7 protein-coding genes are annotated in these 6472 nt (G+C 64.1%); 6 read left to right on the top strand and 1 reads right to left on the bottom strand.

Features of this window, described 5'->3' with window-relative positions; genetic code table 11:
• Window positions 1–627, bottom strand: a 627-nt coding sequence (locus IV091_RS02000; RefSeq protein WP_293464426.1) for a LysR substrate-binding domain-containing protein, incomplete at its 3' end; no start/stop codon positions are given.
• Between the two features lie 142 nt (window positions 628–769).
• Between IV091_RS02000 and IV091_RS01995 the strand changes: the two genes are divergently transcribed.
• The 6 genes from IV091_RS01995 (at window position 770) to IV091_RS01970 (ending at window position 6447) form a co-directional block, all read left to right on the top strand.
• A complete protein-coding gene (locus IV091_RS01995; protein ID WP_293464425.1) occupies window positions 770–1609 on the top strand; it encodes a class III extradiol ring-cleavage dioxygenase in 840 nt (279 codons plus the stop codon).
• Window positions 1610–1619: 10 nt separating this feature from the next.
• Window positions 1620–2285 (top strand): phospholipase, encoded by a 666-nt coding sequence (locus IV091_RS01990; protein ID WP_293464423.1) that lies wholly within the window; start codon window positions 1620–1622, stop codon window positions 2283–2285.
• Window positions 2286–2486: 201 nt separating this feature from the next.
• The gene (locus IV091_RS01985; protein WP_293464422.1) at window positions 2487–3263 is read left to right on the top strand and encodes a GntR family transcriptional regulator; all 777 of its coding nucleotides are present in this window, start codon (window positions 2487–2489) and stop codon (window positions 3261–3263) included.
• A gap of 72 nt (window positions 3264–3335) precedes the next feature.
• Window positions 3336–4502 carry an ABC transporter substrate-binding protein gene (locus tag IV091_RS01980; RefSeq protein ID WP_293464420.1) on the top strand — a complete coding sequence of 389 codons (1167 nt, stop codon included), beginning with the start codon at window positions 3336–3338 and terminating at the stop codon, window positions 4500–4502.
• Between the two features lie 93 nt (window positions 4503–4595).
• Window positions 4596–5468 (top strand): branched-chain amino acid ABC transporter permease, encoded by an 873-nt coding sequence (locus IV091_RS01975; protein ID WP_293464418.1) that lies wholly within the window; start codon window positions 4596–4598, stop codon window positions 5466–5468.
• Between the two features lies 1 nt (window position 5469).
• A complete protein-coding gene (locus tag IV091_RS01970; RefSeq protein ID WP_293464416.1) occupies window positions 5470–6447 on the top strand; it encodes a branched-chain amino acid ABC transporter permease in 978 nt (325 codons plus the stop codon).
• Window positions 6448–6472 lie beyond the last annotated feature (25 nt).

Below are 6472 nucleotides of genomic sequence, written 5' to 3'. Positions count from 1 at the left end.
CGGGCCGTTCGGGCCTTCAAAAGCCCAGACATCGCCACCCGACCAGTAGCTGTAGGCCACCACCGTGTGCGCTGCCAGGTCTTGTATGCGGGCCAGCGGCGCGTGCGCTGCCAGGTAGGCGGGCGCGGCGCACAGCACCACGCGCGTGCTGGCCAGCGGCCGCGAGATCAGGCTGGAGTCGGGCAGCCGGGCAATCCGGATGGCCAGGTCAAAGCCGTCTTCGACCAGGTCCACCAGCCGGTCGGACAGCGTGATGTCCAGCGTGACCTCCGGGTATTGCTGCAAAAATCCGCCCCACAGCGGCGCCAGGTGCAGGTTGCCAAAGCTCACGGGCGCGTTGATGCGCAGCCGGCCCACCGGCCGGGCCGTGCCTGCGCTGGCTGCCAGGTTGGCCTCGGCCAGGTCGTCCAGGATCTTGCGGCTGCGCTCAAAGTAGTCGGCGCCGGCCTCGGTCAGCGACTGGCGGCGTGTCGTGCGGTTCAGCAGCCGCGTGGCCAACTGGGCCTCCAGCTCCAGCACCAGGCGTGACACCACGGCCTTGGACGTGCCCAGCCTGTCGGCGGCCTTGACAAAGCTGCCGCCTTGCACCACGGCGACAAAAGCCTGCATCTGGCGAAAAAGGTCCATGAATGGCTACACGCGTTGTTTGAAAGGGTTATTGTCAATTTAATAAAGACGATGCGTCAACAAACTAGTTGTTTATCTTTTATTGATGGGTAATTACAGTGGCGGTATCTCTTTGGAATGTCTTTGGAAAGCGAGTTGCCCCATGAATGCCCATACCCCCACTATTCTTCCCGCGCTGTTTATTTCCCACGGTGCACCGCTGTTTGCCCTGGAAGCAGGCAGCACCGGCCCGGCGCTCACGCGCTGGGGTCAGGGCCTGCAAGCGTCCGGCCAGGGCTTGCGCGGCGTCGTCATCATGTCGCCGCACTGGATGGCGGGCAGCCCGGCGGTGATGACCAACCCTGCGCCGGCCACCTGGCACGACTTTGGCGGTTTTCCGTCCGAGCTTTATGCCCTGCAATATCCGGCGGCCGGCAGCCCGGCACTGGCCGCTGACGTGCTGGCCTTGCTGGCCAAGGCGGGCATGGCAGCAGCCGGCGACGCCGAACGTCCGCTGGACCATGGCGCCTGGGTGCCGCTGATGCACCTGTTTCCCAAGGCCGATGTCCCGGTGGTGCAGGTCGCCTTGCCCGCCGGCCATGGCCCGGCGCAGGTGCTGGCCATGGGGCAGGCGCTGGCCAGCCTGCGGGCGCAAGGCGTGCTCGTGGTGGGGTCGGGCAGCATGACGCACAACCTGCGCGAATTTTTTGGCGGCGAGCGTGCGGCCGCGCCCTATGTGCTCGAGTTCAGCCGCTGGGTGGAGGCTGCGGTGGCGCGCGGCGACAAAAATGCCTTGCTCGACTACCGCCGCCAGGCCCCGCATGCGCAGCGCGCCCACCCGAGCGAAGACCACTTTTTGCCGCTGTTTTTTGCGCTGGGTGCGGCAGGCTGGGGTGAGGCTGGTGAAGGTGTTGTGCATGCCGACTACCTGAGCCGCGAAGTGATGCATGGCATTTTGTCCATGGACGCGTTTGCACTGGCCCATTCACCTGAAACTGCCTGAAAGTCATTTCATGAATCAAAAAATGTTCCAGCCGCTATCTTTTTTAAAGCGCGATGCCGCACCCGGCACCGCGCAGCCCTGGCTGCTGGTGCTGATGCACGGCGTGGGCAGCAACGAGCAGGACCTGTTTGGCCTGGCCGCGTCGGTGCCCAGCCAGTTTCATGTGGTCAGCCTGCGAGCCCCCCATGCGGTGGGGCCGGGCGCGTATGCCTGGTTTCAGTTTGGCGTCACGCCGCAGGGCCAGCGCGTGATCAATGAAGCGCAGGAGGCCGACAGCCGCGCGCAAGTGGCGCGCACCGTGTCGGGCCTGTCGCTGCAACTCGGCGTGCCGCCTGAGCGGGTGGTGCTGGGCGGCTTCAGCCAGGGCGGCATCATGGCGCTGTCCCTGCTGTTGACGCAGCCCCAGCACATGCACGCTGCCATGGTGATGCACAGCCGGCTGCTCGCAGAGGTGCTGCCTTTCCAGGCCCCGCCCGCGCAACTGCAGGGCAAACAGCTCTGGGTCAGCGCCGGCACCCGCGACCTGGTGCTGCCACCGGCCCATGCGCAGGCGGTTCGCGCGCTGGCGCAGCAGTGGCCACTCACCCTGGCGTATGCCGAGTTTCCCGGCGCGCACGAGATCACGCCCCATGAACTCGCCCAAGCCATGGCGTGGCTGCAGCAACTGACGGTGTGAGCCCGCACCGCACGGGCATGATGCCGTCGCCAGATGAGGTATTGAATACAACAAGCTAGGTATTTACCCTTAAAAACGGCGTTTTTCCGCAATAAATGCCATCTTCTGTATACACTGTGTATCCATGAATGGCTGGAACTCTTCTTTTTCCCCTGCGCTTGGTGTCTGCGCCCTGATTCTCAGGTCGGCGTGAGGCAGGCTATGGCCGTTCCATCCGACAACCAGATGACGGACCTGCACGAAGAGGGCGGCTCGCAGGTCGTCAAGGCCCAGCTCAGGCTGCGCGAGATGATCCTGGCCGGCGAACTGCCGGGCGGCGCACGCATTGCAGAGCTGTCGATTGTTGAAAGGCTCGGTGTTTCTCGCACCCCGATTCGTGCCGCGCTGATGCGGCTGGAGCAGGAAGGCCTGCTGGAGACCTTGCCCAACGGGGGTTATGCGGTGCGTACCTTTTCAGAGCGCGACGTGGCCGATGCCATCGCGCTTCGCGGCACCATCGAGGGCATGGCCGTGCGGCTGGCCGCAGAGCGCGGGGTGGCGCCCGTGGTGCTGGCCGAAGCCCATGCGTGCCTGCACCAGATTGATGAATTGCTGCGCGAGGTGGCGCTCAACGACGATGCCTTTTCGCGCTACGTGGTGCTCAACGAAAAATTTCACAGTCTGCTCGGCGAGTTGTCGGGCAGCTCCTTCCTGTGCCGTGAGCTTGAGCGCGTCGGCAGTCTGCCGTTTGCATCGCCATCGGGCTTTGTGGTGGTTCAGGCCAACTCCCCGCAGGCGCGCGACATGCTCATCGTGGCGCAGGACCAGCACTGCCAGGTGCTGGACGCCATTGAAAACCGCGAGGGGGCGCGTGCCGAAGCCATCATGCGCGAACACTCCCGCCTGGCGCAGCGCAACCTGCGCGAAGCCGTCCGTAATCCCAAGCATGACCAGATACCTGGCGTGCGTCTCATCCGCAAGCGCAACCGAATCGAATGACCCGCGTGAAATCACCCTTGCCTATACCGGATGGCCGGTAACAATAACCTTTCAATTTTTTTGGAGACAACCATGCAAAAGCGCCTCTTTCTTCATGCCATCGCACTCGCCAGCCTGACCGCCACCGGCGCCATGGCCCAGGACAACACCTTCAAGATCGGCCTGATTTTGCCGATGACCGGCCAGCAGGCCACGACGGGCCGCCAGATCGAGGCCGCTGTGCGCCTGTATATGGCCCAGAACGGCGACACCGTGGCCGGGAAGAAAATCCAGCTGATCGTCAAGGACGACACCTCGCTGCCTGACGCCACGCGGCGCCTGGCGCAGGAGCTGGTGGTCAATGACAAGGTCAACGTGCTGGCCGGCTTTGGCATCACGCCTTCAGCCCTGGCCACGGCCCCGATCGCCACCCAGTCCAAAACGCCCATGGTGGTGATGGCTGCGGCCACGTCGAGCATCACGCAGGCTTCGCCCTACATCGTGCGCACCAGCTTCACGCTGCCCCAGGCATCGGTCGCGCTGGCCGACTGGGCGCCCAAGAACGGCATCAAGAAGGTGGTCACGCTGGTGTCGGATTACGGCCCCGGAATCGATGCCGAAAAGTTCTTCAAGGAACGCCTGACCTTCAACGGCGGCCAGGTCACCGAATCGCTGCGGGTGCCCTTGCGCGGCCCGGACTTTGCCCCCTTCCTGCAAAAAGTGCGGGACGCCAAGCCTGACGCGCTGTTTGTGTTCGTGCCGTCGGGCGCGGGTGCGGCCGTGATGAAGCAGTTTGCCGAGCGCGGTCTGGACAAGGCCGGCATCAAGCTGATCGGCACCGGTGACGTGACCGATGACGACCAGCTCAACGACATGGGCGACGTAGCGGTGGGCGTGGTCACGTCCCATCATTACTCGGCGGCCCACCCTTCGGCCATGAACAAGAAATTTGTGGAAGCTTTCGGCAAGGCCAACAAGGGCCTGCGTCCGAACTTCATGGCCGTTGGCGGCTATGACGGCATGCGCGTGATCTACGAAGCCCTGAAAACCAGCAAGGGTCAGGGTGGCGGCGATGCGCTGCTGGCCGCCATGAAGGGCCAGATTTTCGAGAGCCCGCGCGGCAAGATGTTCATCGACGCGCAGACGCGCGATGTGGTGCAGGACATCTATCTGCGCAAGGTCGAGCGCAAGGACGGCCAGCTCTACAACGTGGAATTTGACGTGATCAAGGACGTCAAGGACCCGGGCAAAGCCAAGTAAATCGCACACCTCAGGCCACCCGACTGCCCATGACCGGCAAGCGTTTTAAAAAATCGCTTGCCGGCCTGGCTTTCACCCCACACAACACACCCCATGCTGACCATTCTTTTTGACGGTATTGCCTACGGCATGCTGCTCTTCATCCTTGCGGTAGGCCTGGCGGTCACCATGGGGCTGATGAACTTCATCAACCTGGCCCACGGTGCTTTTGCCATGGCCGGCGGCTACATCACGGTGCTGCTGATGCAGCGCTTTGGCGTGCCGTTTTTGCTGTGCCTGCCGCTGGCCTTCCTTGGCTCGGCGCTGCTGGGCGGCGTGCTGGAGCGCACGCTCTACCGGCCGATGTACCACAAGCCGCACCTGGACCAGGTGTTGTTTTCCATCGGCCTGGTCTTCATGGCGGTGGCCAGCGTCGACTACTTCATCGGCTCGACGCAGCAGATCATGCAACTGCCCGAATGGCTCAAGGGCCGCACCGAACTGGGCAGCGGCGACTGGATGCTGGGCATGGGCCACTACCGGCTGTTCATCATCGCGGTGTGCGCGGCGCTGACCGTGGCGCTGCAGTATGTGCTCGGGCACACCCGCTTTGGCAGCCGGCTGCGCGCCTCGGTCGATGACCAGCGCGTGGCAGCGGGCCTGGGCATCAACGTCAACATCGTGTTTCTTTCGACCTTTGCCGTGGGCTCCGGCCTGGCCGGCCTGGGCGGCGCGCTGGGCGCCGAGGTGCTGGGCCTGGACCCGACCTTTCCGCTCAAGTTCATGGTGTACTTTTTGATCGTGGTCGCCGTGGGCGGCACCTCGTCGATCACCGGGCCGCTGCTGGCCGCGCTGCTGCTGGGCATTGCCGACGTGGCGGGCAAGTACTACATCCCCAAGATGGGCGCCTTCATCGTCTACAGCCTGATGATCGCCATCCTGATCTGGCGCCCGCAAGGCCTCTTTGAGCGCAAAGGGGGTAAATGACATGAATGCCCAACAACAATCGCTGCTCAAATACAGCCGCTTCAAGCCCTGGGAGCTGGCGCTGTGGCTGCTGGCCTTTGCCGCGCCGGTGCTGGTGCCCAGCCATGCGCTGATCATCAACGAGATCGCCATCGTCGCGCTGTTTGCCATTTCGCTGGACCTGATTCTGGGCTACACCGGCATCGTGTCGCTTGGCCATGCCGCCTTCTTTGGCCTGGGCGGTTATGCCGCGGCGCTGTTTGCCAAGCTGGTCATGCCCGACCCGCTGGTCGGGCTGGCCTTCGGCATGGGCGCAGGTACGCTGCTGGGCTTGGCCTGCTCGTTCACCATCATGCGCGGCAGCGACTTGACGCGGCTGATGGTCACGCTGGGCGTGGGCCTGATCCTGCTGGAGCTCGCCAACAAGCTCGACTGGCTGACCGGCGGCGCCGACGGCCTGCAGGGCGTGGTGATGGGCCCGCTGCTGGGCCGGTTCGAGTTTGACCTGTCCGGCCGCACCGCCGCCTACTACTCGCTGACGGTGTTGCTGGTGCTGTTCCTGCTGCTGCGCCGGGTGGTGCATTCGCCGTTCGGCGCCACGCTCAAGGCGATTCGCGACAACCGGCTGCGCGCCATGGCCATCGGCATTCCGGTGAACGCCAAGCTGGCCATGGTCTACACGCTGGCCGCAGGCGTGGCCGGCGCTGCCGGGGCCTTGATGACGCAGACCACCGGCTTTGCGTCGCTGGACCTGTTCGAGTTTCACCGCTCGGCCGACGTCATGCTGCTGCTGGTGATAGGCGGCACCGGCTGGCTGTATGGCGGCGTGGCGGGCGCGATTGTGTTCAAGCTGCTGCAGGATTTTCTGTCGTCCATCACGCCCCAGTACTGGACATTCTGGATTGGCCTGTTCCTGGTGGTGCTGGTGCTGGTGGGCCGTGAACGGCTGTTGCGCCCATGGACCTGGTTCAGGCGACCTTCTGGCGGAGACAAAGCATGAGCACCCAAGCAATGAGTACCCAAGC

The sequence above is a fragment of the Polaromonas sp. genome (genome assembly GCF_018780625.1).
GTDB lineage: Bacteria > Pseudomonadota > Gammaproteobacteria > Burkholderiales > Burkholderiaceae_C > Polaromonas.
The sequence above is the reverse complement of the archived record's forward strand: the minus strand, read 5'-3'. Positions and strand labels throughout refer to the sequence as shown.

Coding starts and splice junctions, on each gene's coding strand:
- IV091_RS01985 (WP_293464422.1), top strand. CDS start 2,487: ATGGCCGTTCCATCCGACAACCAGATGACGGACCTGCACGAAGAGGGC.
- IV091_RS01995 (WP_293464425.1), top strand. CDS start 770: ATGAATGCCCATACCCCCACTATTCTTCCCGCGCTGTTTATTTCCCAC.
- IV091_RS01990 (WP_293464423.1), top strand. CDS start 1,620: ATGAATCAAAAAATGTTCCAGCCGCTATCTTTTTTAAAGCGCGATGCC.
- IV091_RS01975 (WP_293464418.1), top strand. CDS start 4,596: ATGCTGACCATTCTTTTTGACGGTATTGCCTACGGCATGCTGCTCTTC.
- IV091_RS01970 (WP_293464416.1), top strand. CDS start 5,470: ATGAATGCCCAACAACAATCGCTGCTCAAATACAGCCGCTTCAAGCCC.
- IV091_RS01980 (WP_293464420.1), top strand. CDS start 3,336: ATGCAAAAGCGCCTCTTTCTTCATGCCATCGCACTCGCCAGCCTGACC.